We start from the raw sequence: 26,009 nt of genomic DNA, 5'->3' as shown, positions 1-26,009 counted from the left end.
AGGCCACAATTCAATTGCCCCCTTTTCGTCATCTGCCCACATGCTAAGCTGCAGGCAAGACAACAAACAGGAGCGTACCATGCAAATCACATGGCTGGGCCACAGTTCATTCCGTATTGAAATCGGCGGGCTGGTGCTGCTGGTGGATCCATGGCTCAACGGAAACCCGATGATGCCCGAAGATCAGCATATCGAGGCCACAAAAGGGGCCACCCACATCCTTCTGACCCATGCGCATTTCGATCATGTGGCCGACGTTCTGTCACTGGCACGGTCCGAGAAAATTCCCGTCGTCGGCCAATACGATCTGATGGCCCATTGGGAAGAACACGAACATGTCAGCACGGTAGGTTTCAACAAGGGCGGCACAGTTGATCTGGGGGGCGTCAGCGTCACCATGGTCCACGCCACCCACTCCAGCAGTTTTGGCACGGAAAACGGCCCGCACGTGCCGGGCACTGAATGCGGCTACATTATCGAGGCCGAGGGGCATGTGATCTATCTCAGCGGCGATACCGATGTGATGGCCGACATGAAAGTTTTCAATGACCTGCACCACCCCGATATCGGCATTCTGTGTGCAGGGGGGCATTTCACAATGGACATGCGCCGCGCGGCTTATGCGGCAAAAACCTTCTTTGACTTCAATACGGTGATCCCCTGCCACTACCGGACTTTCCCGATCCTTGAGCAATCCGCCGCTGAACTGATCAAGGCGCTGCCGGGCGTGAATGTGATCGAGCCTGAGGTGATGCAACCCATAACGATTTGAGGCGGCCCCGTTTTCTTTCAAGAAAACGGCCCGGAATTTTTGAAAAATTCCGGGCGATCAGCGCAGCCGTCCGAAAAATTCTTTCAACAGGGCTTCGGCCGCGTCGCTGGCAATGCCATCATAAACCTCGGGCACATGATGGCATTGCGGGTGGGTAAAAACCCGCGCGCCCTGTGCAACACCGCCTGATTTCGGGTCGGCCGCGCCATAATACAGTCGCGCGATACGGGCCGCTGATAGCGCCGTGGCGCACATCGCACAGGGTTCCAGTGTGACGTAAAGATCATACCCCGGCAGACGATCGTTGCCGACGGCCGCACAGGCCGCCCGGATCGCCAGAATCTCGGCATGCGCCGTTGGGTCGTTCAACTCGCGCGTCCGGTTTCCGGCCTGCGCAACCAACTGGCCCCGGGGATCGACGATGACGGCCCCAACCGGCACCTCGCCGCGCTCGGCAGCGGCGCGCGCTTCGGCCAGTGCGACCTGCATATGGCTCCTGAACGTCATACCTGCGTCTTTGCCGTGTCATCACGGCTTTCGCAAGTCTTTGAGATGCGTTAAGCGACAGGGCATGAGCACCAAACCCCCACAAGGCGACCGCATCGCCAAGGTAATCGCCCGCGCCGGCATCGCCAGCCGGCGTGAAGCCGAGCGCATGATCGAGGCTGGCCGTGTCACCGTCAACGGCCGCAAAATCGACCGCGCCGCCCTGAACGTCACCGACAAGGACCGCGTGGCCGTCGATGGCCGTCTGCTGAATGCGCCCGAACCGGCACGTCTGTGGCTGTATCACAAGCCCGCCGGGCTGGTGACCACCAACCGTGACGAACAGGGCCGCACAACAATCTATGACGAATTGCCCGAAGACCTGCCCCGGGTGATGAGTGTCGGACGGCTTGACCTGAATTCGGAAGGGCTGTTGCTGCTGACCAACGATGGCGGGCTCAAACGCAAGCTGGAACTGCCCGCCACCGGCTGGCTGCGCAAGTACCGGGTGCGAATCAAGGGGCGACCGACCGACGACACCTTTGCCCCCCTGCGCAAGGGGCTGGTGGTGGACGGTGAAAGATTTCAGCCGATGACCGTCACGCTGGATCGGCAGACCGGCGCCAACGCCTGGGCCACCGTGTCGATCCGTGAGGGCAAGAACCGCGAAGTTCGCCGCGCGATGGAAGCCGTCGGGCTGACCGTCAACCGGCTGATCCGGGTGTCTTACGGTCCCTTTCAGCTGGGCCAGTTAAAACCCGGTGCGGTCGAGGAAATCCGCCCCAGGGTGTTGCGCGATCAACTGGGGCTGGACGCTGAAAAGCCGCAGGATACCAAAGCCGCCCGGCCCAAACCGCAGCGCAGACGCCGCCCGCCCTCTTAGCCGTTGCGCGTGGTGGTTTGCGACCAGCTTTTGCGCCAGGCACTGGGCGATTTGCCAAATCGGCGCCTGAACCGTTGCGCCAGCTGCGTGGTGCTGCCAAAGCCGGTAGCGGCGGCAATTTCTGCCAGGCTCAGATTGGTTTCATTCAGCAGCGCATGCGCCCGTGTCACCCGCATATCCATGTAGAACTGCGCCGGGGTTACGCCGACATGGCCGCTGAAAAGTCGCTCCAACTGACGGCGGGAGATATCAACATGGGCGGCCACGGCTTCGATATCCACCGGGTCTTCCAGCGTTTTCTGCATATATTGCATGGCGGCGATCAGGTGCCGGTTGCGGCTGCCCAAACCAAAGGAATAGGCTGATTTCTGCGGTGCTTCGCGGTTGTTGCTGCGAAAATGCAGGCACATATCAGCCACGATGGTGGCCAGCTCGGCGCCGTGCTCCTGTTCGATGATGTCCAGCATCATGTCGGTGGCGGCACTGCCGCCGCCGCAGGTCAGCAACCCCTGGTCATTTTCATACAGGTTGCCTGTCGGTTCCAACCCGATGAATGTTTCGCGAAACGACGGCTGGTTTTCCCAGTGCAAGGTAAATTCCCCCCCCTCCAGCAGCCCGGCCCGCGCCAGCGCAAATGCGCCGGTGCAGATTCCGCCCACCTTGCAGCCAAAGGCCCGCTGACGGCTGACCCAATGCACAACACCCGGGCTGAGATTGGCCATCGGTTCGATCCCTGAACACACAAAACCCGCTGCATCGCGGGGGATGTTCTGCAACCCGCTATCAGGCGTGATATGCACGCCGCACGAACAGGTCACCGGGCCACCGTCTTCGGTCATCACATACCAGCGGTACAGTTCCTTGCCCGTCACCTGGTTGGCAATGCGAAGCGGCTCTACCGCCGAGGTGAAGGCCAGCAGCGTAAGTTTTGGCAAGAGCAGGAAAAAATAGTCCTTTGGCGGGCCATCATAGCCCACCTGAAAACTGGCCGCCCCGCGGGGCACAAAAGAACGCGTTGTCATGGCCGATCCTATAGCACCCCTGCCCGCCCCGCTAAAGGCGCCATTACCCTGCGGCAACCGGTTTCGTTTTGTTTTTCCAATTCACCTGCGGTAAGTCACGGCTCAAAGTTGTAACGAATGAGGGGCGGATCAATGGCCGATCTTTTAAGTCTTAAAAACCTGGGCAACCTGCTGATGTTATGTTTTCTGCAGGCGGTGCTGGGGTTTGACAATCTTCTCTATATCTCGATCGAATCCCAACGCGCGCCGGTGGCACAGCAAAAAGCCGTGCGGTTCTGGGGGATTATTCTGGCCGTTATCCTTAGGGTCGTTCTGCTATTCGTGATGGTCCGGCTGATCGATGCCTTGGCCGAACCGTTCCACGTCTTCAACTGGGTGGGCGTTCTGGAGGGCGGCATAAACTTTGCCACCTGCGTCTTTATCGTCGGCGGGATTTTCATCATCTACACGGCCGTCAAGGAAATCAGCCATATGCTGTCCCTGGATCATCTGGATACGGATATGGGTGAAAAATCGGGCAAGTCAGCAGTCAAGGTGGTAATGCTGATCGTCATCATGAACCTGATCTTTTCCTTCGATTCCGTCCTGTCGGCGCTGGCTATTACCGATGTCTTTCCCATTCTCGCCACGGCTATCCTGCTGTCAGGCCTGGCGATGCTGGTTCTGGCCGATGGTGTCACGCGGTTTCTTGAGAAAAACCGCATGTACGAGGTGCTGGGCCTGTTCATCCTGCTGATCGTCGGCGTTGTTCTTCTGGGCGAATCCGGGCAGGCAGCGGCCCATGCCATGCATGATGATACGCTGGCGCTGAAGTTCTTCGGGCACGAGGTCATCCCGATGTCGAAAACCACTTTCTACTTCTCGGTGCTGGTTCTTGTTGCGGTGGAAGTCATCCAATCCGGCTATTCCCGCAAACTGAACGCCGAGCGCAGCGCCAAGGCACGCCACTAAAGTGTTTCAGGTTCAAGCTGGATCACAACTTGAACTTGAAACCCGCGAACCCTTGTTAAGGGGTGGGCGATCGCCAAAAGATTGCCCGCCCAACCTCATTTCCCCACCAGATTTCCCCGGCATATCCAGATCAGAATCTTGATCGCGTGGCGCTCTCGTCATGTTTGGGACAGGCAGCGTTGCAAATGGGTTGGTTCAGGGCGGTCTGGCCTCATCGCTTTGCCTGGTGGCCTTTGGCTTTGATCCTTTTCGCGACAAGGGGCTTGAAACCGCAACCGATATCCGTCGCCATGCCGCCGATGAATTACAAACCGGGGCCCAGGCCCGCCTGATTGCGATACGCACCCGCATCGGCCAGCTGAACGATCCCGAACTCAGCACGCATACCGAAACGTTTTGCCGGACTGCAGCGTTGGTGATCAAAGCCCTTGCCGACGACCCCGACCGGCACCGCGAGTTGCGCCGTCATCTGGGGCACTATCTGGTGGAAATCAATTCGCTGATCGATCCGTTCGTCACCCATTACCGCACCACGGGTGAATCCACGGCACGCTCAGAGTTTCTCGCGGCACTGGTCGGGTTCGAACAGGAATTCGCCAAAGAAGCGTGGCGCTTTGTCACCGACGGGCGCAACTCGCTTGAAGCGCAACTCAGTGCGCTCAAATCCCGGATGCGTCCCCCCGCAGCCTGACGCGCAATGAGCCGCCCGGTTGAATCTTCCCCCTAGTATGCAGCCACAGCATCGCTTAAGTTTGCCCTGTTGACACGGGGACCTGAAACGACATGACAGACACTGGGCTGCAGAAACTGGCGTTTTTTCTGCTTGTTATGCTGATCCTCTACGTCGCGGTCGCAGGGGGCGTATGATGGCGCAGCGGTTTGGCGGAAAATTCAGCCCGGACGGGCAAACTACTGGCACGCCTGCCGACCGGGGCAGCTATCATGGTGCCCGGCGCACCCGTGCCGGTGGCCGCGTCAACCTTCTGTTTCTGGCACCCCTGCCCCTGATCTGGCAGGCCTTCGGCAATGGCCCGGTTGTGATGTTGCTGAACCTTTCCGCCCTTGGCCTGCTGCTTTTGGCGGCCTGGCTCACACGCGAAGGCATTCTGGCGCAAGAGGCATACGAGGCGCGCAAAATCGCCCGCCGTCCCGGTTTTCCCCGCAAGATGGCGGGATCGGTCCTGACCGGACTGGGCCTTGCCGTGGCGGGCTTTGCCCTTGGGGGCGGCGTTGTCGCGCCGGTGATTTATGCCCTGGTGGGCACCGTGCTGCACAGTTTCTCATTCGGATTTGACCCGCTCAAAGACAAGGGCATGGAAGGGATTGACCAGTTCCAGACCGAGCGCGTGGCGCGGGTTGTGGATCGTGCCGAAGAAATCCTGACCGCCATGTCCGACGCAGTCAAACGGGCGGGCGACAGGCAGGCCGAGGCGCGGGTAGACCGGTTTCAGATCAGCGTACGCGACATGCTGCGCACGGTCGAAAACGACCCCCGCGATCTGACAGCTGCGCGCAAATTTCTGGGCGTCTATCTGATGGGCGCGCGCGATGCGACGATCAAGTTTGCCGACATCTACGCCCGGTCCCGCGATGCCGCAGCGCGCTCGGATTACATGATGCTTCTCACCGATCTGGAAGAGAACTTTACCGCCAAAACCCGCAAATTGCTGCAAGATAACAATGCCGATCTGGAAATCGAAATCAGCGTGCTGCGCGACCGACTGGAACGCGAAGGCATTCAGCTGACCAATAACGAATAACTAGTAAGGGGACTTTCATGTCAGAGAATATCCGCGAAAAAGCTCAGGCCGCCCTGGCCGAGATCGAAGAAGTCAGCAAGGTCATCCTGCCCGAACCCACCGACGCCAATGCCATCGTACCGCTGGCCAAGGCTGACGCGCCGGTTGGGGCTGAAATCAAGAAACGCATGTCCGAGATTGACATGGAGGATACCAACTCGATCGTTTCTTTCGGATCGGCCGCCCAGGCAGAATTGCAGGTTATCTCGCAATCCATGCTGGCCGGTGTACGCAACAAGGATGTCGGCCCCGCCGGTGACAGCCTGCGCGGTATCGTCACCACGATCCGGGGCTTTTCCGTGTCCGAACTTGACGTGCGCCGCAAACGCAGCTGGTGGGAAAAGCTGCTGGGCCGCGCCGCCCCATTTGCCAAGTTCACCGCCCGGTTCGAGACCGTTCAAAATCAGATCGACAAAATCACCGATGATCTTCTCAGCCACGAACACACGCTGCTGAAAGACATCAAGTCGCTGGATATGCTCTACGACAAAACCCTCACCTTTTATGACGAACTGGCACTGTACATCGCCGCAGGTGAGGAAAAGCTGCATGTTCTGGATACCAAGGACATCCCCGCACGGGAAAAAGCCGTAAGCAAAGCGCCTGAAGGCGATCAGGTGATGAAAGCGCAGGAACTGCGTGATCTGCGCGCCGCCCGCGATGATCTGGAACGCCGGGTACACGACCTCAAACTCACCCGACAGGTCACCATGCAATCGCTGCCCTCAATCCGGCTGGTGCAGGAAAACGACAAAAGCCTTGTCACCAAGATCAATTCGACCCTGGTGAACACCGTGCCGCTTTGGGAAACCCAGCTGGCTCAGGCCGTCACGATCCAGCGCTCGGCCGAAGCCGCGGTTGCAGTCAGGGATGCCACCGATCTGACCAACGAGCTGTTGACTGCAAACGCGAAAAACCTGCGTGAAAGCAACACCATGATCCGCAAGGAAATGGAGCGTGGCGTGTTTGACATCGAAGCTGTGAAACAGGCCAATGCCGATCTGATCGGCACCATTCAGGAAAGCTTGCAGATCGCCGACGAAGGCAAGGCCCGTCGCGCTGCTGCCGAGGCCGAGCTGAAAAAGATGGAGGCCGAATTGCGCGATACCCTCGCTGCCGCAAAGGCACGCAAGGATGGTGTTGGCGACAACGCCGGCACTGCGGTTCCCGGGGCCTGAAACACAGGTGGGGTGGCGCGGCGCGGCAGGTAAACTGATCTTGGGGCTGGGGCTGATGGCCCTGGCCGCCTGTGACTTGGGGCCTGTTCTTCCGGCCTCCAAACCACAGGCGCGTCCGGCGGGACTGATGCCGGAACCGCCGGTAACATCCCCTTCCCCCTCGCCCCGCAGCGAAGCGCTGGCGCGTTACTATGCCAGGGTTCAGGCCGATCTTCTGGCGCAGGGCCTGTTGCGCACCGGCGGCGGCGGGGTCGACACCCCCTACACAGACACCGATCTTCTGCGCAATTTCGAAACCATCGCATTTTACGACGAATACGCGCAGGGCGGCGGCTTTCGTCGGGCCAGTGGCAGCACCTCGGGGGGGCTGCGCAAATGGACCTCGCCGGTGCGCATGGCGGTTGAGTTTGGCGCCCATGTCCCCGTCGGGCAGCAAGAAGCGGATCGCGCCACTGTCCGCCAATATGCCGCCCGTCTGGCGCGCGTGACCCTCCACCCGATCAGCGCCGATAGCGCTGACCCCAATTTCCACGTCCTGTTCATGAGCGAGGACGACCGTGCTCAGGCCGTCGCTCGTGTGAAACAGATCGTGCCGGGCATCAGCGCCAGTGCCCTGTCGCTTTTCCGGGACATGCCCCGGTCCATTCATTGCCTTGTCGTGGCCTTCTCGGCGCGGGACAATGACTATAGCTATCGCCGCGCCATCGCCTTTATCCGGTCGGAACACCCTGATCTGATGCGCCGTTCCTGCGTGCACGAGGAACTGGCCCAAGGCCTCGGCCTGGCCAATGACAGCCCCCGCGCGCGGCCGTCTATCTTTAATGACGACGACGAATTTGCGCTGCTGACCACCCACGACGAAGAGCTGCTGCGCCTGCTGTATAACCCCGCCCTGACCCCGGGGATGAGTGCCGATGAGGCCCGCCCGATCGCACAACGCATCCTTTCAGGTCGTCTGGGTCCTGTATGATGACAAAGGAGACCTGAAATATGGGTATTTTCGACTTTTTGACCGGTGAATTCATTGATGTCATCCACTGGGTCGACGACACGCGTGACACCATGGTCTGGCGGTTCGAGCGCGAAGGCCATGAAATCAAATACGGCGCCAAACTGACCGTCCGCGAAGGCCAGGCCGCCGTGTTCGTCCACGAGGGCCTTCTGGCCGATGTCTTCACTCCGGGGCTGTACATGTTGGAAACCAACAACATGCCCATCCTGACCACGCTCAACCACTGGGATCATGGCTTTCAAAGCCCCTTCAAATCCGAGATCTATTTCGTCAACACGACGCGGTTCAACGATCTGAAGTGGGGCACCAAGAACCCGATCATGCTGCGTGATCCCGAATTCGGCCCCACCCGCATCCGCGCCTACGGCACCTATTCCGTGCGGGTTTCGGATCCGGCCAAATTCCTGTCCGAGATCGTCGGCACCGACGGTGAATTTACCATGGACGAGATCAGCTATCAGATTCGCAATATCATCGTGCAGGAATTTTCCCGCGTCCTCGCAAGCTCAGGCATTCCGGTACTGGACATGGCCGCCAACACGGCCGATCTGGGCAAGCTGGTGGCTACCGCGATCAGCGGCACCATTGCCGAATACGGCCTCAGCATCCCCGAGCTTTATATCGAAAACATCTCACTGCCCCCCGCGGTCGAGGCCGCCCTTGATAAACGCACCTCAACCGGTATCGCCGGCGACCTGGGACGTTTCACCGAATATTCCGCAGCCGAAGCCATGACCGAAGCCGCCCGCAACCCCGGTGGCGGCGGCGGTATGGGCGCCGGTCTGGGCATGGGGATGGGCATGGCCATGGCAAACCAGATGCAGCAGGGCCCCTGGGGTGCCCGTCCGGCCTCGCAGCCGGCCTCGCCCCCCCCTCCGCCCCCGGTTGAACATGTCTGGCACATTGCCAAGGATGGCAAAACCCACGGGCCCTACTCCAAGGCCGCCATGGGCCGTATGGCCACCGAAGGCAAACTGACCCGTGACAGCCACGTCTGGACAGCCGGCCAGGACGGCTGGATGCTGGCCGGGGACGTGACCGAGTTGGCCCAGCTGTTCACCGTCCTGCCGCCGCCGCCGCCAGGTGCCTGACCTCAGGCTTTTTCTTGGCAAAAATACCTAACTCCGGGGTCTGAAGCATCGTGCCTACCTCTGACCGTGATACCCCTTTCGAAGAACACCGTTTTCCCTGCAACAACTGCGGTGCAGATTACCGTTTTGCCCCGGATCAGGGCCAGCTGGTCTGCGACCATTGTGGCGACATCTGCCCGATTGGCGATTCAGGCCTCTGGCGTGGCGCCATACAAGAGCTGGATTTCCGCGCCGCCCTGGCCAATCAGCTTCCCGCACTCGAGATCGGGGAAACCCGCATCTCGAAATGCCCGAACTGTGCTGCCGAAGTTGAATTTGATCCCGCAACCCATGCTACCGAATGCCCGTTCTGCGCCACGCCTGTCGTTGCAGATACCGGCACGCACCGCCAGATCAAACCCCGCGCCGTGCTGCCCTTTGCCCTGACCGAGGAAACCGCCCGCGATGCGATGACCAACTGGCTGGGACGGCTCTGGTTTGCGCCCAATGGGTTGCAGGGCTATGCCCGCAAAGGCCGCAAGATGCAGGGCATCTACGTGCCCTACTGGACCTTCGATGCCGACACCAAATCGGCCTACCGCGGCGAACGCGGCACAGTTTACTATGAAACCCGTACCGTCATGCGCGACGGCAAGCGCCAGAACGTCCGCGTCGCCAAGGTACGCTGGCGGGCTGTTTCGGGTCGGGTAGCGCGCTGGTTTGACGATGTTCTGGTGCTGGCCTCACGCAGCCTGCCCAAACGCTTTACCGATGCGCTGGAACCGTGGGATCTGGCCGCCCTTGAACCTTACCGCCCCGAATACCTCGCGGGCTTCCGGGCCGAAGGCTATACAGTCGAACTTGAGGATGGCTTTGCCGAAGCCCGCGCCCATATGGACCGCGTCATCACCCGCGACGTGAAATTCGATATTGGCGGCGACCGCCAGCGCATCCACGATATCCAAACCCAGGTGAATGAAGTGACATTCAAACATGTGCTGCTGCCGGTCTGGCTTGCAGCCTATAAATACCGTGGTGAAACCTATCGTTTTGTGGTCAATGGCCGCACCGGACGGGTGCAGGGCGAACGGCCCTGGTCGGCGGTAAAGATTGCGGTTGCGGTGATCGTCGGGGCGCTGATTGCGGCAGCCGTGGGTTATCTGATCGCTGTGAACCAGGGGAGGCTTTGAATGCCGGACGACTTTGACATTCTGAACCGGCTTCTGGTTGCGCGCCACAGCTGCCGCTCCTTCCGCCCGGATCCGGTGCCGGACGAAACCATCGCCCGGATCGTCAACGCCGCAGGCCGGGCGCCCTCGTGGTGCAACGCCCAGCCGTGGCAGGTGACCGTCACCCGTGGCCAGGCAACCGACCGCTTTCGGGCTGCCCTGCTGGAAACCGTCGCCTCTGACAAACCCGCGCCCGACCTGCCCTGGCCCGACGGCTACCCCGGGGCGTACGGTGCGCGTCGGCGCGAATGTGGACTGCAGCTCTACGAGGCGGTGGGCATAGAACGCGGCGACCGCGCCGGGCGCGCGCAACAATCCTTGCAGAACTACCAGCTTTTTGGGGCGCCGCATGTGGCCATCGTACATTCCGAGGCCGAGCTTGGCCCCTACGGTGCCATGGACACCGGCGGATTTGTTACCGCCTTTACGCTGGCCGCTGTCGCCATGGGCGTGGCCACAATAGCGCAGGCCTCGGTCGCGGCCTACCCTGCGATGATCCGGTCGCATTTTGATCTGCCGGACAATCGCCTGATCCTCTGCGCGATTTCCTTTGGCTATGCCGACACCGATCATCCGGCCAACAATTTCCGCACCACGCGGGCCGGTCTTGAGGATATCTACGACCCGCGTGGATAACGGACAACCACGAAGTCAGGCCACCCGTCCGGGTGGCAAAACCTCATCCCTTGCTGATCTTGACCTTCTTGGCTTCGGGCAGCTTCGGCTTGGTCTTCGGCACGGAAATCGTCAGCACGCCGTCTTTCAGACTGGCATCCACCTTTTCACCATCCGCATCGGCTGGCAGGCGGAAACTTCGGCTGAACGAGCCGAACTGCCGCTCGGAAAAGAACCATGTGTCACCCTTTTCCTCGCGCTCTTCTGATTTTTCTCCGGTCACACTGACCACGCCTTCATGCACTTGCACGTCAATGTCTTTTTCATCGACTCCCGGTAATTCCACAGTAATCCGATAGGCATTGTCATCGGCCGAAGCGTCCGATGCCGGGGCCAGCCAATCAGCCATCCGGGTGCCTAAACTGCGAAACGGCTCATAAATCGAAGGCCAGAGGCCCGTTGAATGTGTCTGAGATTTTTCAACCATTGGTCAGTCTCCCTTGTTAACCGAATGCCAGCACCTTGACATAACCTGCACAGACCTGACTTGATGCGGGTCAATCCACACTGCCGGAGTTTTCCCATGCGCGCCCTTCTTCAACGCGTCACCCATGCCTCGGTCAGGGTCGACGGTCAGGTGATCGGAAAAACCGGCCCTGGTCTTCTGGTTCTGATCTGCGCGATGCAGGGCGACACACCCGCGCAGGCCGAACGGCTTGCCGCTAAAATTGCCAAACTGCGTATCTTCAAGGATGAGGCGGACAAGATGAACCACTCTGTACTTGATGCCGGCGGCAGCGCTCTGGTGATCAGCCAGTTCACCCTTGCTGCCGATACCTCGCGCGGCAACCGCCCCGGTTTTTCCAGCGCCGCCTCTCCCGAAACCGGAAAGCAGCTCTATCTGTATTTCGCCGATCAGTTGGCAGCACAGGGCGTGCCGGTTGAAACCGGCAAATTCGGTGCCGACATGAAGGTTGAACTGCTCAACGACGGGCCCGTTACCATCTGGATGGAAAGCTGACGCCGGTATTTGCTTATGACGAAACCATTGGCCAGATGAAGCTGGTCCCCGGATCGCTGGCCGAGCCAGGGGGGGGGGAGCCGTGAAAACTTTCGCGACATGTTTGACTGGTCCAACAACCTGTGGACCGACACGTTCAAATAACGGCTCCGGGCCGGTACCAGAGATCTTCTGCAATTCGACAAATTTCAGCTGTGTTTTGACAAGCGTTGGCGCCCAATGATTTTCGAGCGCTTGTCATCATCAACACCTCACAGATAAAAGAAATCGTCCCTGACAAGCCGCACTGGAACCGTTCAGGTCCCACCTAAAGTTTTAACATAGATCAAAAGCTCAACCCTAAAATAGGGTATAAAAATTTTGCAGGGTAGCGACTTCAAGCCGTTTTCTCAAATGAAAACAGGGGGTACGCCCTGACCGGCTCCATCGGAATGACGGTAGGGGCCAGGAATTTTTATAAGGAGTTCTGACATGCACCATAAATCATTTTACGCTGCGGCGCTCTGCGTGTTGATGCTGCCTGTTTCAGCTGACGCCATTACCATGGACGAAAGAGACAGAAGACTGAAAGAGATCCGGGACCAAGCCAAGGTTCTGCCGCCAACGTTAGAAAACATCAAGCTCATGACAGAGCTCGCAGACAAGGTTAACTTGGAATACAGAGCGGAAAGAGTGGTAGAAGGCACGCGCGCCATCGGCGAAGTTGCCAAGACCAACCCGGACGCGCCATTTGACTGTGGCACGATTTGCGAGTCTTACGTTTTCGGCCTACCCACCACCGAAACCCTGACCTACCACTGGAGCGAAACCGATGCCGGGACCGACGGCATATTCGACATCGTGGATACGCCAACCGAGATTTTCACGGTTCTGTACGAATTCAATTTGACCGACGATGACAGCTGGACGTCGATTGGGTTCTCTTCCGATCGCAGCAGCGATTTTTCTTTCTCCTGGAATATTGTCGGTTTCAATCCACTTGTCCGGGCAACGCCCATCGATGAATTCGGCAACATTCTGAAATTTTCAGGCCCCGACGATCTGACCGGAAATTTCGGACAGGGCGTAAGACTCAACCTTGCGTTCATCCCACTCCCCGCTAGCGGGCTTCTCGCCGGAACAGCTTTCCTTGGTCTCGCTTCGTTAGGTCGAAAAAGGCGGCGCAAGACCCGCTCCACTCTGAGCGGCGCAGCCTGAACGCGAGCACTGTAAAGAATAGCCCCAGCCGAGGCGGGCGAAAACGGATTCTACCTTCGGCTCCGCTCCGGAGAATGAACACCTTGGCTTTTCTTGACCCGGATGTGAGCTGTGGGGCGGACCTGAAAGAACAAGTTCCAACGCAAAGCCTGAATCAGGTGCCGCTGAATTTTCAGGGGCTCTGCGCGGTAATTTTGGAACCTGGGAAGACGGATATGAATTCGGGAATTCGGCTCACGGCTGAGTTCAGACAGGACACGTTGGCGCAGGTCGTTGCGGGTGGATATCCGGTCGGTGGAGTTGCTGAACGGATAGGATTCCCCGGCTCGGTTGATCCGAAACGTACGTTTCGTACGCTTGATTGTGACTCCACCCTACAGCGCGTACGAAATCCACGTACAAAGCGTACCAAACGTACGCCCTTGCCCGATTACAGTTTGCGAAATGTCAGGTAGTGCGGCACGCGATCCTCGCGCAACGCCTTTTGCTCGTAACGGGTTGAAATCCAGTCTGCCCAGGGTTCACGCCAGTCCTGTGGCCGCTCGGCCAGCCATTCGAACCCGTGCTGTGGTACCTGCTCCAATGTCTGGCGCACATAATCCGGGATATCCGTTGCCACTCTGAAAATTGCGCCTTTTTTCAATACCTTGGCAAGGGGCTCCAGATATTCAGGCGTCACGAACCGGCGGCGGTGGTGGCGTTTCTTGGGCCATGGATCAGGGTATAGCAGAAAGGCGCGGTCGATAGACCCTTCTGGCAGAACATCAAACATATTACGGACGTCGCCGGGGTAGACCGCAATATTTTGCGCCTCGGCCGCACGGATTTTACCCAGCAGCATGGCCACACCATTAATAAAGGGCTCGCATCCGATGATGCCGACACCAGGGTTCTTAACGGCCTGATGCACCATATGCTCGCCGCCGCCAAACCCGACCTCCAGCCAGACGGGTATGCCGCCGAAAATCTCTTTTATGTCAATCGGTTTCCGGTCGGGGTTCACGTCCCAGTCCACTGGACCTGGCGATAGGTTCTCCAGATCCTCGTCCAGATATACCTCCTGGCTCTGGCGCAGGCCCTTGCCTTTGAACCGGCCATAAAAATTGCGCCATGGAGCGCCGGAGGGGTGTTTGTCTTGACTCATGAGGCGACCATTGGCTGGCACGTAAACGTCAAGTGCCAGCCTTTTGTTTACACAGCTTTTTTCAGTGTATCGACCAGGTCGATTTTTTCCCAGCTAAAACCGCCATCAGCGTCGGGCTCGCGGCCGAAATGGCCATAAGCGGCGGTGCGTTCATAGATCGGGCGGTTCAGTTGCAGATGTTCCCGGATACCGCGCGGCGTCAAATCCATACACTCCGCGACAGCCTTCTCAATCGCTTCGGGGCTGACCTCACCTGTGCCATGAGTATCGGCATAGATCGACAGCGGTTTGGAAACACCAATTGCATAGCTCAGCTGGATTGTACATTTTTCGGCAATGCCAGCAGCAACAACGTTTTTGGCCAGGTAGCGGGCCGCGTAAGCAGCTGATCTATCCACCTTTGTCGGGTCCTTACCCGAAAATGCACCGCCACCATGCGGGGCTGCCCCACCATAGGTATCTACGATAATCTTCCGGCCGGTCAGACCAGCGTCGCCATCAGGGCCGCCGATGACGAAGGTGCCTGTGGGGTTCACCCACCACTCGGTTTTGTCATTCAGCCATCCATCAGGCAAGACTTCGCGGATATAGGGCTCGACTATCGCGCGTATCTCGGCGCTGCCCTGAGATTCAAGTTCGTGTTGGGTGGACAACACTACGGATGTCACCTCAACCGGTTTGCCATCAACATACCGCAACGACAGCTGGCTTTTGGCGTCGGGGCGCAGCGTCGGCTCGGTGCCGTCCTTGCGTACCTCGGCCAGACGCCGCAGAATTGCGTGACTGTACTGGATCGGCGCAGGCATCAGCGCTTCGGTTTCATTGGTGGCATAGCCGAACATAATGCCCTGGTCGCCAGCCCCGTCCTTATCAACACCCTGTGCGATATGGGCCGATTGTTCATGCAGGAAGTTCAGCACATGGCAAGTGTTCCAGTGAAACTTTTCCTGCTCGTACCCTATATCCTTGATGCAATCACGCGCGATTTGGCCAATCCGGCCCATGTAGTTTTTAAGGCGCTCCTGATCCGTCAAACCAACTTCGCCGCCGACCACAACCATGCCACTTGTGGCAAAGGTTTCGCAGGCGACACGCGCCTCGGGCTCTTCGGCAAGGAATGCATCCAGAATAGCATCCGAAATACGGTCACAGACCTTATCCGGGTGCCCCTCAGAGACGGATTCGGAGGTGAAAATATAGTTATTACGGGTCATGAAAACGCTCCATTGGATTTCACTGCCACGCCAGGAAGCCGTTGTGACAGATTTCAATCTGGTTATGGCTCTGTGCCAATAAGGTCAATCGCTAACTTCTGGGCTGAACCTTCCTGTCGTAAATAAGGGACAAACCCAAAACGACAAGCAGCAGCGCGAACAAAGGCAAATCACCAGAAGCGGCATAGACCGTAGGGGGCCGTGGCGACGGCAGAGGTGCATCGCTCCAGCCCGCTTCGCCAAGGGGTATCTCAGCGATGATTTGCCCCCAAGGATCGATCATCGCTGACACACCGGTATTGGCCACGCGGATCATCGGCAAGCCCTGCTCGACACTGCGCAATCGCGCCTGCGCCAGATGCTGATAGGGGCCCGAAACCGCGCCGAACCACGCATCGTTGGTGATCAGCAGCATGAAATCCGCACGCCCCGGCGCCGAAGCCACATCTTGCGGAAAAACGCCTTCGTAGCAGATCAATGGCAGTGCGCGGCCCAGCTGGCCCAGCTGGATCACCTGTGCCCCGGGGCCTGCTGAAAATCCGTCGCCTTCACCAGCTGCCATGCCCCTGATGCCGAATTGCCCCAACTGGTCCCCATAGGGAATGTATTCGCCGAATGGGACCAGATGATGCTTGTCGTAAATCGAGTCAACCGCGCCGCTCTCATCCAGCAGCACCAGGGAGTTGAACAAGCGCATTCCCTCAAAACGCCGGATTCCCAAAACCACCGGCACACCGCCCGCTGCCTCTGCGATGACATTCAGCGTCGGCCCGGCCCGATTGAGGGTGACAGGCACCGCAGTTTCCGGCCAGACAATCAGGTCAGGTCGCGCTCCGGTGCGGGTGAATTCGATTTGTCGATCGAAAAAGAGCTGAACCTTTTCAGGGTTCCATTTTTCATGCTGCGGCGCATTTGGCTGGATCAGACGCACCACCGGCGCATCCTTGAGAATTTGCATCTCAGGCGGCAGTACCGTCCCTGCGCCCCATACCGCCGCAATCAGCGCCAGCCCCGCGCCGCCTGAAACCCAACGGCCAGAAGCGATGCACCAGACAGATACCGCAGCAAGCAGTAAAATCACTGTCAGCCCCAGCGACCCGGTGTAGCCCGCCGATTGCAGGACAGGTGTGTCAATCCAGACATGCCCCGGCTGCGCCCAGGGAAAACCTGTCAACACATATCCCCGCGCGGCCTCGGCCAGTGTAAAAGATGCAATCCAGGCCGCAGCAGCGCCACCACAGCCCCGCGCAACGGCAAAAGCGGCCCCCCAGAACAGCGCCAGTCCTCCGGACAGGCCCAACAGGGCAAATGGCGCCATCCAGCCATGGCGCGCCACATCCACCAGGAACGGCTCTACGATCCAGCTGAGGGCCAGCATGAAATACCCTGTCCCGAACGCCCAGCCCGTCCAGACGGCCTGCGCCCAGCTTCTGGCAATTACGAAAAAGCCAAAGCTTGCAGCCAACCCAACGATTGTTGCAGGCCAGATGCCCCAGGGCTCCTGCCCCAACGCAGCAAAAGCCCCAAGTACGGCACAGATCAACAACCGATATATGGGGCGAAAGCCCCGCGCCCGGTCGACCAGCATCAGCGCCGTTGTCATCCGTCTATTTATCCGAGTGGCCGGGCAACCGCACCCTAAGGCGTTTGATACGGCGCGGATCGGCTTCGATTACCTCAAAGACAGCCCCGCCGGGATGTTCAACAACTTCCCCGCGGACCGGCACCCGCCCCAGCAACATGAAAACCAGCCCCCCGAGTGTGTCGATCTCTTCTTCGTCAACACCGTCGACATCCGTAAGCGACTGGCCAATCTCGGCCTCGAATTCATCCAGCGGGGTCTTCGCCACCGCCAGGTAACAGCCGGGCGCTTCTATCGTCCAGAAATGCGCCTCGTCGATATCGTGCTCGTCCTCGATTTCGCCTACGACCTGTTCAATCAGATCCTCAATCGTTACCAGCCCGTCAACTCCACCATATTCGTCAATCACCAGCGCCATGTGGCGGCGGTCACTTTGCATTTTCTGAAGCAGCACACCGATGGGCATCGAAGGTGGCACAAACAGCAGCGGCCTAAGCATTTTCTTCAGCGAAAACCGCCCTCCGGCCCCGTTGAAGCCGTGCTTGAGCGCAAAATCCTTGAGATGGGCAAAACCGATCGGCGTATCCAGGGTGCCGTCATACACAGGCAGACGCGTCAGGCCACTGTCGCGGAAAACCTGCACAAGCTCATCCTTGCTGATCGTCGACGGTACAGAAACGATTTCTGCTTTAGGAATCGCGACATCCTCGACAGCCATGTGCCGCAGGTTTCCAAGGCCCGGAAAACCATTCAGCGGTTTGACGTTTGCCTCATAATCCTCGGGCGCGTTTTCTTCACTGGGGCTCAGCGCCCCGATTATCCGGCGAAAAAACCCGCCCTGTTCCTCGTTACTATCCTGCTCGTCCGGCTGCGCGCGTTGCGCTGCATTAGAGGATCCGTCGATACTGTCGCCCATTTTCTCTTTCCAGTTGTGGGAATATCATCCAGCTGCCTCAATATGGGTCAGGAAGACCCAATTTGCCAAGTATCGCCACCTCAGTTGACTGCATCAAAGTGGCATCTTGGTCACGGATATGGTCATAACCTAGCAAATGTAAAACCCCGTGAACGATCAAATGTGCGACATGATCGGCAAAGGGCTTGCCCGCACCATTCGCTTCGCGTGCACATGTATCATACGAGATTGCGATATCGCCAAGTTCCGGATCGGCGCCCGGGGCAGGCAATTCAGGCGTTTCACCCGCTTGCCGTGCCCCGCGCTCTTCGGTGGGCCAGGACAGCACATTGGTGGGCTGGGGTTTACCCCTGAAATCGCTGTTCAACAACGATATGCGCGCATCATCACAGCCCAGTATACTGATCTCAAATGATTTTACTTCCAAACCCAGATATTCCAGCGTCGCGGTTGCCGCACGTTCACACAGGGCGTCCAATTCAACGGACTGCCATCTGTCATCCTCGATAATCGTTTCGGTCAGCATCTGGTCCGGTGCATGTTTTCTGCCCCATACCGGGGCCTATACATCGGCCTCATACGCCTCGATGATCGCGGCCACAAGCGGGTGGCGGACAACATCTTTGGCGGTGAAGTAATTAAAACTGATTTTCGGAATGGATTTCAGCAATCTTTCGGCGTCATGCAAACCGGATGTAACCCCTCGGGGCAAATCGATCTGAGTACGGTCGCCGGTGATCACCATGCGGCTTCCTTCACCCAAACGCGTCAAAAACATCTTCATTTGCATCGAGGTCGCATTCTGCGCCTCATCCAGCACAACATAGGCATTTGACAACGTTCGCCCGCGCATGAATGCCAGCGGTGCAATCTCAATCCGTTTATCCTCAATCAGCTTGGCCAGTTGTTTATCAGGAAGGAAATCGTTCAGCGCGTCGTAAAGCGGCTGCATATAGGGATCAACCTTGTCTTTCATATCCCCCGGTAAATAGCCCAGCTTTTCCCCCGCCTCGACCGCCGGCCGGCTCAGAATGATGCGATCGACATGCCCTTCGATAAACATCGACACCCCCACCGCCACGGCCAGATAGGTCTTACCGGTCCCCGCCGGACCGATACCAAAGGCCAGCTCGTTGGAGAACAGCGATGTAACATAAACTTTCTGTGCATCAGTGCGTGGCTCGACCAGTTTCTTGCGGGTCTTGATCTCGACATGCCCGCCCTTGAACATCTCAAGCTGATCACCATCGCGGCTTCCGGTCCCGTCCTCTGATCCGCCCATGCGCAATTCGCGGTCCACATCGGCATGTTCAACCGATTTGCCGGTCTCCAGACGTTTGTAAAGCGCCGTCAGCACATCAACTGCTTCACCCGCCGCCGCTTCTTCGCCAACGACAGCCAACTGGTTGCCGCGTCGCATGATCTGCACGCCAAGCTTTTGTTCTATTTCGGCAAGGTTTCTGTCGTATTCGCCGCAAAGATCAATCAACAGAAGGTTATCAGGGAATTCAACGAGCGTTTCGTGCATCGAATTCGGGTCGGAAGCTGGGGGCAGCACGCTGGTGACCAAACAATTCTCCTTTGAAAAGGTGTCATACAAATCGTGCCAAGTTGTGCGGGAAGGCGCAAGCTCTACTGGCAAAATGTCACAATTTTGAAACGAAACGCGTTTTCAACGGCGTTCCGGGCCCATTTTACAGGCTTTTTCGACCTTTCAATCGGGCAGGATCCGCCCTGCCAGCGAATTGGAAGCGCTTTCAACAACCTCAACCGCCACCAGATCCCCCGCCTTCAGCGAAGAATCAACCACATGGACGGCGTGCAGATATTCCGATTTTCCCACCATCTGCCCATCCAGCCGGCCGGGTTTTTCGAACAGAACGCTGACCTTGCGGCCCACCATGGCATCCTGAACTTCGCGTTGTTGGCGGGTGATCAGCGCCTGAAGCCGTTGCAGACGGTCCGATTTCGCATCTTCATCCACCTGCGGACGTTCGGCCGCCGGTGTGCCCGGGCGGGTGGAATACTTGAAAGAATAGGCATATCCGTATTTCACCTCTTCGATCAGATCCATCGTCGCCTGAAAATCCGCTTCCGTCTCTTCCGGGAAGCCAACGATGAAATCGCCCGACATCACGATATCGGGGCGCACCGCGCGAATGCGTTCGATCAGACGTAGATAGCTTTCCGCGGTATGGCTGCGGTTCATGCGTTTTAGAATCCGGTCACTGCCCGACTGCACCGGCAGATGCAGGTAGGGCATCAGTTTTGCACAAGTGCCATGCGCTTCGATAAGGTCATCAGCCATGTCGTTGGGGTGGCTGGTAGTAAAGCGAATCCGCGACAGCCCGTCGATCTTGTCCAACTCCCAGATCAACTGGGCCAAGGTCATATCACCCTCCGGCCCCGCGCCGTGATAGGCATTCACATTCTGGCCCAGCAGGGTGATCTCGCGGACACCGCGATCCACCAGTTCACGCGCCTCTTCCAAAATGCGTGTCGCCGGGCGGCTGACCTCGGCACCGCGGGTATAGGGCACAACACAAAAGGCGCAGAACTTGTCGCAGCCTTCCTGCACGGTCAGAAATGCTGTCGGGCCACGTTTGGCCTTGGCGCGAGTACGCAGGGTGTCAAATTTATCGTCCAGCGGGAAGTCAGTATCCAGCGCCTTTTTGCCTTCACGCACCTGTTGTTCCATCTGCGGCAGACGGTGATAGCTTTGCGGGCCGACGACCAGATCTACCAAAGGCTGGCGGCGCATGATCTCCTGCCCTTCGGCCTGCGCGACACAGCCTGCCACGCCGATTTTCAGATCCGGTTTAGCCTCTTTAAACTCGCGAAATCGCCCCAGTTCGGAATAGACTTTTTCGGCGGCTTTTTCGCGGATGTGACAGGTGTTCAGCAAAATCATGTCCGCATCATCCGGCGATCCGGTCTCGACATAGCCCGCACCACCCATGGCCTCGGCCATGCGCTCGCTGTCATAGACGTTCATCTGGCAGCCATATGTCTTGATGTATAGCTTCTTGGGTTCTGTCATCTGTCCGGGTCCTGTCGCCAGTTCAGGGGTCTGACTACATCAACATTGGGGTCTCTTGCAATGCGTGCGGATTTGGCGGATTTTGTCCACAACAGGACAAGGTAGAAGATGCAGTATTCCAGCCCCGAAAACTTTCTTTCAGCCAACGGCAAAGACACGCTCAAAGGCCCTGTTGCGATGATTTTTGTCGAAGACGAGGTCGAGGTTGACAGCACACTGCGCCACCATCTTGAGACCGGCTTTCAAACTCTGCTGGTATTCATACCAGCCACCTTTGCAATCGGCGCCGATATCGCCCCCAGAGTTCACCGCATAGACTATGACCTGAGTACCGGAAAAACCTTTTTTGATGCGGTAAACACCCTCATCGCTGCGGCCCCGGGCCTGTGGATGTACTACTGCTTCAACAGCGAATACCTGTTCTACCCGTTCTGCGAAACACGCACGATTGGTGAGATGCTGAGCTTTCACACCGAAGAACGCCGCGATGCCATGCTGACTTATGTCATTGATCTTTATGCAGCCGATCTGGAAACCCATCCTGTTGCGGTGTCACTGGACGACGCGCTTCTCGACAAATCCGGGTATTATGCACTGGCCCGCAAAGACGCTGAAAAGGATTACCATCCCAAAGAACGCCAGCTTGATTTCTACGGCGGGCTGCGTTGGCGCTATGAAGAACATATTCCATACCGCAACCGCAAGATCGACCGGATCGCGTTATTCAGGGCTAAACCCGGGCTAAAGCTGCAGGAAAATCACACTTTCAATGATGAAGAATACAATACCTTTGCCTGCCCCTGGCACAACAACCTGACCGCATCTATTGCGTCGTTCAGAACCGCCAAGGCCCTGAAACAAAACCCGGGCTCGACCTTTGAAATCGCGACCTTCAAATGGCATAATTCAGTGCCATTTGAATGGCACTCACGTCAGTTGCTGGATCTTGGGCTTATGGAACCGGGTCAGTGGTTTTGAAATGGTGTTTCAAAGGACCAGTTTTGCGAATGCCGCCTGAAACGCGCCGCTTGCGCCTTTTTCATTGACCGACGCCGTCTCAAGTTCTGCCATCGCGGCAAAGACACGTTTTTGAAGGTCCGGCCCGATAGATTCGTCCATCCACAGGGCTGCTCCGCAGGACACCAACAAAAGGAACATCACCCTGTGCGCCCACTTGCGCGCGCCGCGTGCCCGTTGTTTGTAGCGCGATTGCCGCGCCTCGGCTTTACCAAATTTACCATTCATGCAAGCACCCTATCGGGTCAGCATGGCAGATTTTAGGCAAACTTCTGGCTATTTCCCGGTCAGAGGTGATCAGGCTGCGGCATTCCCAAAACGTGAAAGCCACCATCGACGCGGATAATTTCGCCTGTGGTGCAGATCCCGCTGTCTGCCGCCAGATAAACCGCCGTTCCCCCGATCGCCTCAAGCGTGGCATTGCAGCGCAGCGGCGCATTTTCTTCGGTGTGGCGGAACGTCTTGCGAGCCCCGCCGATCGCCGCCCCTGCCAGTGTCTTCATGGGGCCGGGCGAAATGGCATTCACCCGAATCCCATCCGGCCCCAGGTCATTAGCCAGATAGCGGGTTGCCGCCTCAAGGGCTGCCTTGGCCACCCCCATCACGTTGTAATTCGGCACCACACGGTTTGACCCCTGATAGGTCAGCGTTATCAGCGATCCACCCTTGTCTTTCATCATCGGATGCGCCCGGCGGGCCACCTCGATAAATGAATAAGCTGATATATCCATGGAATGCTTGAAATTCGCGCGGCTGGTATTCATGAACCGGCCGGCCAGTTCGGACTTGTCCGAATAGGCCACCGCATGCACCAGAAAGTCGATTGTCGGCCAGCGGGCCGCCAATGAGTCAAACGCGGCATCCAGCGAGGCGTCACTGGTCACGTCCACATCCAGCAACAGATCCGATCCCAGCGAAGCCGCCAAAGGTTCGACCCGCTTGGAAAACGCATCCCCCTGATAGGAAAAAGCCAGTTCGGCCCCGGCCTGATGCATCGCGCGGGCAATACCCCAGGCGATCGAGCGATCATTGGCCACCCCCATGATCAGGCCGCGTTTGCCCTGCATTGAATCGTTCATAAATCTGTCACCCGTGATATTTGCTAAGCAGCATGGAACCATTCGTACCACCAAAGCCGAAGCTGTTGGTCATCACGGTATCCAGACCCGCATTGTCCACTCGCACTGTCGCAATTTCGGCCGGGTCCAGCGCGGGGTCCAGCGTTTCGACATTGATCGAGGGAATTATGAAATCGTGTTCCAGCGCCAGCAGGCAATAGACCGCCTCTTGCGCGCCGGTCGCACCCTGGCTGTGGCCGGTCATGGATTTCGTCGAACTGATCGGCGGGGCATTGCCTTCGCCAAAGGCACGGCGCACCGATTCCACTTCGCCCACGTCCCCCACCGGCGTACTGGTGCCGTGGGCATTGATATAGCCCACCTTGCGATCTGCGGGCAGCTGACCAAGCGCCAGACGCATGGCGCGCTCGCCCCCCTCGCCCGAAGGCGCCACCATGTCATGCCCGTCACTGGTGGCGGCATACCCTGTGACCTCGGCATATATCTTCGCGCCGCGGGCCTTGGCATGTTCCAGTTCTTCCAGGACCAGAATGCCACCGCCACCCGAGATTACAAACCCGTCGCGGCCCGCATCAAACGCGCGGCTCGCCTTTTCGGGCGTGTCATTATACTTGCTGCTCATCGCGCCCATGGCATCAAAGAGGCAGCTCAGCGTCCAGTCCAGTTCTTCCGCGCCGCCGGCAAACATGACGTCCTGCTTGCCCATCATGATCTGCTCGGCGGCATTGCCGATGCAATGCAGCGATGTCGAGCAGGCCGATGTGATGGAATAGTTGATCCCCTTGATCTGAAAAGCGGTGCTCAGATTCGCCGAAATCGTCGAACACATGCATTTGGGCACGGCAAAAGGCCCGATCCGTTTGGTTGCCCCGGTTTTTAGCACAACCTGGTGCGCCGCCAGCATCGCGCTGGTTGATGGCCCGCCCGATCCGGCGACCAGACCCGTGCGCGGGTTGATGACATCGCTTTGCTCAAGCCCTGAATCGGCTATCGCCTGGTTCATCGCGATATAGGCATAAGCCGCCCCTGGGCCCATGAACCTTAACTGACGCTTATCGACATGCTCGGCCACATCCAGATTAACGGCCCCCGCGATCTGACTGCGAAAGCCGTGCTCGGCCATGGCCTCATTCGCGGTGATGCCTGACCGTCCCTCTTTCAGCGAGGTCAGCACCTCTTCTGCGTTGTTCCCGATGCTTGAGACTATGCCCAGCCCGGTCACGACAACACGACGCATAAGCGTACTCCTTAATTCCAGGGTGTCAGCTTTCTGACAGCGCAACCTTCATATCCTTGACGTGGTAGATCACCTCGCCATCGGCTTCTACACGACCATCCGCAACGCCCATGGTCAAGCGTCGGGTTTGCACGGCCTTTGTAAAATCGACGTAATAAGTCAGCATCTTGCGGTCGGGCCGCACCATACCAGTCAGCTTGACCTCGCCCACACCCAGCGCATAGCCGCGCCCCTGCCAGCCGCGCCAGCCCAGGTTAAAGCCGGTCAACTGCCAAAGGCCGTCCAGCCCCAGACAGCCGGGCATGATCGGGTTGCCGGGAAAGTGGCAGGCAAAGAACCAAAGATCCGGGTTAATGTCGAATTCGGCCACCACATGACCTTTGCCATGTGCGCCACCATCGCCGGAAACTTCAGTGATCCGATCCATCATCAACATTGGGGGTTCGGGCAATTGTGCGTTGCCGGGACCAAATAATTCGCCTCGGGCGCATTTCAGCAGGTCTTCCTTGTCAAAGCTGCTCGGATAGTCGGCCATGCCGGCGGCCCCCTTCAATTCTGAAATATCTCGTTACCTTCCCCTCTAACACCCTGCAAAAGGCGCATGCAAGCCTGCGCCACACCGCGACCTATCGTTCTGCCCTATGAAATTAGTTTGAAATCGACAGCTTTGCAGACATATATTGTACGCAGAATATGGAGAATGACAGTTGATGACACCGCAAGCGACGACATTGGGAACAAAATGGCTGTCCGGCGCAAATCTGCGACCGACACGTCAGCGCGTCGCCCTTGCCGCGTTGCTGGTGGGCGACGGGCAGCATCGTCATGTGACCGCCGAAAGCCTTTTCGCAGATGTTCAGCAATTTGGTGAAAGCGTCTCGCTGGCGACAGTCTACAATACGCTGCGCGCCTTTTGTGATGCCGGACTCATTCAGGAAGTCACGGTGGACGGCTCGAAAAGCTATTTCGACACCAACACCCACGATCACCCGCATTTCTACTGGGAAGACGAAAACCGCCTTACCGATGCACCCGCTGATCAGTTGGAGATTTCCCGCCTGCCCCAGGCACCCGACGGCGCTGAAATTGCAAAGGTCGATGTTGTGATCCGCCTGCGCCGCACCTGACCTGTAATGGGTCGTGACGTCCACATCACCCGCCGCGCCAAATGGTCAGGCAAAGGCAAAGACATCACCCTGAATGAGTGGCTCAATTATGTCGACGGCGATGACAGTCTCCGGCTGGAGGATGCTGCAAGCGCCAAGATATCTGCAACGAAAGAAGCAATTCGCGCCGAATCACCGGGCATAGCTGTCTGGCTTGATCACCCCGACAAAGATGCGGCTCGGATTACCCACCACAATGGGGTGATTTCGGTGAGCAACCCGGATGCGGCCCTACTGGCCAAGATGAACGAAATTGCAATTCACATGAGGGCCCGGGTCCAGGGCGATGATGGCGAATTTTTTGATCCGGAAGACAATGTTTTGCTCGACAGTCAGTCGGGTAAGCGCCCGTGGTGGAAACTTTGGTAACTCTCAAAAA

The 26,009-nt window shown here is 58.1% G+C and carries 29 protein-coding genes and 1 riboswitch; of the genes, 15 read left to right on the top strand and 14 right to left on the bottom strand.

Translation table 11 applies throughout. The annotated features are described in order from the left end of the window. The first annotated feature begins 79 nt into the window (after positions 1-79). On the top strand, positions 80-772 hold the full coding sequence (locus tag PEL8287_RS07820) for a metal-dependent hydrolase (protein ID WP_085891807.1): 693 nt from the start codon (positions 80-82) through the stop codon (positions 770-772). Between the two features lie 57 nt (positions 773-829). On the opposite strand, the gene PEL8287_RS07815 is transcribed toward PEL8287_RS07820, so the two are convergent. Next, complete coding sequence (locus PEL8287_RS07815; RefSeq protein ID WP_085891806.1) at positions 830-1,279, bottom strand: nucleoside deaminase; 450 nt, start codon at positions 1,277-1,279, stop codon at positions 830-832. A 64-nt stretch (positions 1,280-1,343) separates the two neighbouring features. Here PEL8287_RS07815 and PEL8287_RS07810 point away from each other — a divergent pair, with 64 nt between their 5' ends. Then, positions 1,344-2,141 carry a pseudouridine synthase gene (locus tag PEL8287_RS07810; RefSeq protein ID WP_085891805.1) on the top strand — a complete coding sequence of 266 codons (798 nt, stop codon included), beginning with the start codon at positions 1,344-1,346 and terminating at the stop codon, positions 2,139-2,141. Here PEL8287_RS07810 and PEL8287_RS07805 read toward each other — a convergent pair. Further along, complete coding sequence (locus tag PEL8287_RS07805; RefSeq protein WP_085891804.1) at positions 2,138-3,163, bottom strand: GlxA family transcriptional regulator; 1,026 nt, start codon at positions 3,161-3,163, stop codon at positions 2,138-2,140. The two genes, PEL8287_RS07810 and PEL8287_RS07805, sit on opposite strands and share 4 nt — an antisense overlap. A 132-nt stretch (positions 3,164-3,295) precedes the next feature. Here PEL8287_RS07805 and PEL8287_RS07800 point away from each other — a divergent pair, with 132 nt between their 5' ends. The 8 genes from PEL8287_RS07800 to PEL8287_RS07765 all read left to right on the top strand — a co-directional run bounded on the left by PEL8287_RS07800 (position 3,296) and on the right by PEL8287_RS07765 (position 11,038). Then, a complete protein-coding gene (locus PEL8287_RS07800; RefSeq protein WP_085891803.1) occupies positions 3,296-4,114 on the top strand; it encodes a TerC family protein in 819 nt (272 codons plus the stop codon). A 160-nt stretch (positions 4,115-4,274) separates the two neighbouring features. Continuing rightward, entirely contained in the window at positions 4,275-4,805 is a 531-nt protein-coding gene (locus tag PEL8287_RS07795) for a hypothetical protein (protein WP_085891802.1), read from the top strand. Between the two features lie 175 nt (positions 4,806-4,980). After that, complete coding sequence (locus PEL8287_RS07790; protein ID WP_085891966.1) at positions 4,981-5,874, top strand: 5-bromo-4-chloroindolyl phosphate hydrolysis family protein; 894 nt, start codon at positions 4,981-4,983, stop codon at positions 5,872-5,874. Between the two features lie 17 nt (positions 5,875-5,891). Next, a complete protein-coding gene (locus PEL8287_RS07785) occupies positions 5,892-7,091 on the top strand; it encodes a toxic anion resistance protein (RefSeq protein WP_085891801.1) in 1,200 nt (399 codons plus the stop codon). A 55-nt stretch (positions 7,092-7,146) separates the two neighbouring features. Then, complete coding sequence (locus PEL8287_RS07780; protein WP_370737916.1) at positions 7,147-8,061, top strand: DUF2927 domain-containing protein; 915 nt, start codon at positions 7,147-7,149, stop codon at positions 8,059-8,061. Between the two features lie 20 nt (positions 8,062-8,081). Continuing rightward, on the top strand, positions 8,082-9,194 hold the full coding sequence (locus PEL8287_RS07775) for an SPFH domain-containing protein (RefSeq protein WP_085891800.1): 1,113 nt from the start codon (positions 8,082-8,084) through the stop codon (positions 9,192-9,194). Between the two features lie 50 nt (positions 9,195-9,244). Then, complete coding sequence (locus tag PEL8287_RS07770) at positions 9,245-10,363, top strand: TFIIB-type zinc finger domain-containing protein (RefSeq protein WP_085891799.1); 1,119 nt, start codon at positions 9,245-9,247, stop codon at positions 10,361-10,363. Beyond that, positions 10,364-11,038 carry a nitroreductase gene (locus PEL8287_RS07765; RefSeq protein WP_085891798.1) on the top strand — a complete coding sequence of 225 codons (675 nt, stop codon included), beginning with the start codon at positions 10,364-10,366 and terminating at the stop codon, positions 11,036-11,038. Between the two features lie 43 nt (positions 11,039-11,081). Here PEL8287_RS07765 and PEL8287_RS07760 read toward each other — a convergent pair whose 3' ends face one another. Then, positions 11,082-11,504: an Hsp20/alpha crystallin family protein gene (locus tag PEL8287_RS07760; RefSeq protein WP_085891797.1), complete on the bottom strand. Its 423-nt coding sequence runs from the start codon at positions 11,502-11,504 to the stop codon at positions 11,082-11,084. 96 nt (positions 11,505-11,600) lie between these two features. On the opposite strand from PEL8287_RS07760, the gene dtd reads away from it, so the two are divergent. Both dtd and PEL8287_RS07750 read left to right on the top strand, forming a co-directional pair. Beyond that, positions 11,601-12,038 carry a D-aminoacyl-tRNA deacylase gene (gene dtd, locus PEL8287_RS07755; protein WP_085891796.1) on the top strand — a complete coding sequence of 146 codons (438 nt, stop codon included), beginning with the start codon at positions 11,601-11,603 and terminating at the stop codon, positions 12,036-12,038. Between the two features lie 471 nt (positions 12,039-12,509). Further along, positions 12,510-13,235 carry a hypothetical protein gene (locus PEL8287_RS07750; protein WP_085891795.1) on the top strand — a complete coding sequence of 242 codons (726 nt, stop codon included), beginning with the start codon at positions 12,510-12,512 and terminating at the stop codon, positions 13,233-13,235. Between the two features lie 430 nt (positions 13,236-13,665). On the opposite strand, the gene trmB is transcribed toward PEL8287_RS07750, so the two are convergent. The 7 genes from trmB to miaB form a co-directional block, all read right to left on the bottom strand. Beyond that, on the bottom strand, positions 13,666-14,379 hold the full coding sequence (trmB, locus tag PEL8287_RS07745) for a tRNA (guanine(46)-N(7))-methyltransferase TrmB (protein ID WP_085891794.1): 714 nt from the start codon (positions 14,377-14,379) through the stop codon (positions 13,666-13,668). Positions 14,380-14,426: 47 nt separating this feature from the next. Beyond that, a complete protein-coding gene (gene metK, locus PEL8287_RS07740) occupies positions 14,427-15,593 on the bottom strand; it encodes a methionine adenosyltransferase (protein WP_085891793.1) in 1,167 nt (388 codons plus the stop codon). Between the two features lie 5 nt (positions 15,594-15,598). Further along, positions 15,599-15,646, bottom strand: a riboswitch (SAM-SAH riboswitch). 38 nt (positions 15,647-15,684) lie between these two features. Next, positions 15,685-17,196: an apolipoprotein N-acyltransferase gene (gene lnt / locus PEL8287_RS07735; RefSeq protein WP_139837732.1), complete on the bottom strand. Its 1,512-nt coding sequence runs from the start codon at positions 17,194-17,196 to the stop codon at positions 15,685-15,687. Between the two features lie 4 nt (positions 17,197-17,200). Further along, a complete protein-coding gene (locus PEL8287_RS07730; RefSeq protein ID WP_085891792.1) occupies positions 17,201-18,091 on the bottom strand; it encodes a hemolysin family protein in 891 nt (296 codons plus the stop codon). 37 nt (positions 18,092-18,128) lie between these two features. Further along, on the bottom strand, positions 18,129-18,617 hold the full coding sequence (gene ybeY, locus PEL8287_RS07725) for an rRNA maturation RNase YbeY (RefSeq protein ID WP_085891791.1): 489 nt from the start codon (positions 18,615-18,617) through the stop codon (positions 18,129-18,131). A gap of 36 nt (positions 18,618-18,653) precedes the next feature. Next, positions 18,654-19,619, bottom strand: a complete 966-nt coding sequence (locus PEL8287_RS07720; protein ID WP_085891963.1) for a PhoH family protein — start codon at positions 19,617-19,619, stop codon at positions 18,654-18,656. A gap of 186 nt (positions 19,620-19,805) precedes the next feature. After that, on the bottom strand, positions 19,806-21,131 hold the full coding sequence (miaB, locus tag PEL8287_RS07715; RefSeq protein WP_085891790.1) for a tRNA (N6-isopentenyl adenosine(37)-C2)-methylthiotransferase MiaB: 1,326 nt from the start codon (positions 21,129-21,131) through the stop codon (positions 19,806-19,808). Positions 21,132-21,239: 108 nt separating this feature from the next. Between miaB and PEL8287_RS07710 the strand changes: the two genes are divergently transcribed. Beyond that, the gene (locus tag PEL8287_RS07710; protein ID WP_085891789.1) at positions 21,240-22,109 is read left to right on the top strand and encodes a hypothetical protein; all 870 of its coding nucleotides are present in this window, start codon (positions 21,240-21,242) and stop codon (positions 22,107-22,109) included. Between the two features lie 9 nt (positions 22,110-22,118). On the opposite strand, the gene PEL8287_RS07705 is transcribed toward PEL8287_RS07710, so the two are convergent. Genes PEL8287_RS07705 through fabA form a run of 4 tightly spaced genes read right to left on the bottom strand, consistent with a single transcriptional unit; the run spans position 22,119 to position 24,999 of the window. Beyond that, entirely contained in the window at positions 22,119-22,376 is a 258-nt protein-coding gene (locus PEL8287_RS07705) for a hypothetical protein (protein WP_085891788.1), read from the bottom strand. Between the two features lie 59 nt (positions 22,377-22,435). Further along, positions 22,436-23,227, bottom strand: a complete 792-nt coding sequence (locus PEL8287_RS07700; protein WP_085891787.1) for an enoyl-ACP reductase FabI — start codon at positions 23,225-23,227, stop codon at positions 22,436-22,438. 7 nt (positions 23,228-23,234) lie between these two features. Next, positions 23,235-24,464, bottom strand: coding sequence for a beta-ketoacyl-ACP synthase I (fabB, locus tag PEL8287_RS07695; RefSeq protein WP_085891786.1), 1,230 nt, complete (start codon positions 24,462-24,464; stop codon positions 23,235-23,237). 25 nt (positions 24,465-24,489) lie between these two features. Further along, the gene (fabA, locus tag PEL8287_RS07690; protein ID WP_085891962.1) at positions 24,490-24,999 is read right to left on the bottom strand and encodes a bifunctional 3-hydroxydecanoyl-ACP dehydratase/trans-2-decenoyl-ACP isomerase; all 510 of its coding nucleotides are present in this window, start codon (positions 24,997-24,999) and stop codon (positions 24,490-24,492) included. Positions 25,000-25,174: 175 nt separating this feature from the next. Between fabA and irrA the strand changes: the two genes are divergently transcribed. Then, positions 25,175-25,591, top strand: coding sequence for an iron response transcriptional regulator IrrA (gene irrA / locus PEL8287_RS07685; RefSeq protein ID WP_085891785.1), 417 nt, complete (start codon positions 25,175-25,177; stop codon positions 25,589-25,591). A gap of 6 nt (positions 25,592-25,597) precedes the next feature. Beyond that, positions 25,598-25,999 (top strand): hypothetical protein, encoded by a 402-nt coding sequence (locus PEL8287_RS07680; RefSeq protein ID WP_085891784.1) that lies wholly within the window; start codon positions 25,598-25,600, stop codon positions 25,997-25,999. Positions 26,000-26,009 lie beyond the last annotated feature (10 nt).

Origin of the sequence: Roseovarius litorisediminis, from assembly GCF_900172295.1 — a bacterium.
Classification (GTDB): Bacteria; Pseudomonadota; Alphaproteobacteria; order Rhodobacterales; family Rhodobacteraceae; genus Roseovarius; species Roseovarius litorisediminis.
This window is presented reverse-complemented; position numbering and strand designations above follow the sequence as displayed.